Raw genomic sequence first — 1,272 nt, forward strand, 5'->3', positions numbered from 1 at the left:
CATCGCTAAAAGTGCATATACTCCTATTGATACTCCAACAAGTATTGGAATGGCCGATATATAATCGAGTGCTATATTGGTCATTCCTTCTTTTATTTTTGTCCCAATCCACTCTCCTACATATGCTGCTGGTGCCTTAATCTCCATTACGTCTTAGCAACTCCTCTCATGACACTTGCTAGTACGTCAAATATCATAGGCAGTACGCTAATTAGCACGTAACCCATCGAAGCCTTACTAATCATGGAGAACCCTCTATCACTGTTTCCGATTATGACAAATATGGCACCACCTAAAACTACAGCTAAGGCTATAGGATATGCAGCGCCTTGTATTAATTGTAGTAATGGATCAAATGCTGTCATCATTTTTTCTTCTATTGATTGTTCGGCAGCGAATACGGTACCTGGAACAAAAGGGGCTACAGCTAGTGGTACTAACGACAATGTAGGAGGTTTTACAGCTTCGTGTTCCCTTCTCATAAACTCTCTAAAATCATACGTTTTTGTCTTCATGTACAACCTCCTCATAATTTTCTCCGGTTAGTTTTTTATAAACATAAAGCAAATTTGCTAGATGAGAGAATTCCTCTATGGATCCATAAGACTTCAAGTTTTTAATTGCTTCAGTAACGACTCTTGTTACTGATTCCTTTTCGCTATCTGTCATTTTTAGATTCAATCTTAATCCCTCCTATAATAAATTCGCATTCATACGATAAATACGGTAGGTGTATCCATAATTCATGATTATGTGGGGTTCTAATTTTAAGACTGCCACCGTCCCAATCTATAACTTCTAATGGCTCAAATCTATTGATGGTAAATTCTTGACCATCATAAATATAGAGTAAAGATGCTAAATCTTTGTGAGTAATTTTTATGATCCGTTTTATGCTTATCCCTCCTAATTAATATCCGTATCAAGATAAACCTCAACGTCCAATCCCTCGCATAACTCTAATAAACTATCCCTGCGATAAGGTGTAGTAGTTACCCAATAAAGCTTAGGCATTCCCTTGAACGAGTTCCTTTCTATCAGTCTCCTATACTTATCTATTTTCACTTTGTTCTTCTTCATTTTTTGTTGATTATCTATTTCGACTATGTGGTGCCTCTTATTCTGAATAAAGTGAGCATCAGCGATAATGACTATCTCGCCTTTTGTTCCCTCCCCACTGATCATTTTTACTTCATTTCGCCAGTTAGCTGGTTGTTTGAGGTGTATATAGAGGTCATTACGCATTAGGTAATGTTTTGCTGTGGTTATTTT

The 1,272-nt window shown here is 36.9% G+C and carries 3 protein-coding genes; all 3 read right to left on the minus strand.

The genetic code is table 11. The annotated features are described in order from the left end of the window. Nucleotides 1–146: 146 nt before the first annotated feature. Complete coding sequence (locus tag AAIB49_RS19875) at nucleotides 147–515, minus strand: hypothetical protein (protein WP_343459063.1); 369 nt, start codon at nucleotides 513–515, stop codon at nucleotides 147–149. Further along, nucleotides 496–681, minus strand: a complete 186-nt coding sequence (locus AAIB49_RS19880; RefSeq protein WP_343459064.1) for a hypothetical protein — start codon at nucleotides 679–681, stop codon at nucleotides 496–498. The genes AAIB49_RS19875 and AAIB49_RS19880 overlap by 20 nt, the downstream gene beginning before the upstream one ends. 225 nt (nucleotides 682–906) lie before the next feature. Continuing rightward, a partial coding sequence (locus AAIB49_RS19885; protein WP_343459065.1) for a replication-relaxation family protein occupies nucleotides 907–1,272 on the minus strand: 366 nt, incomplete at its 5' end.

The sequence above is a fragment of the Ornithinibacillus proteolyticus genome (assembly GCF_039581225.1).
GTDB classification, from domain to species: Bacteria; Bacillota; Bacilli; order Bacillales; family Amphibacillaceae; genus Ornithinibacillus; species Ornithinibacillus massiliensis.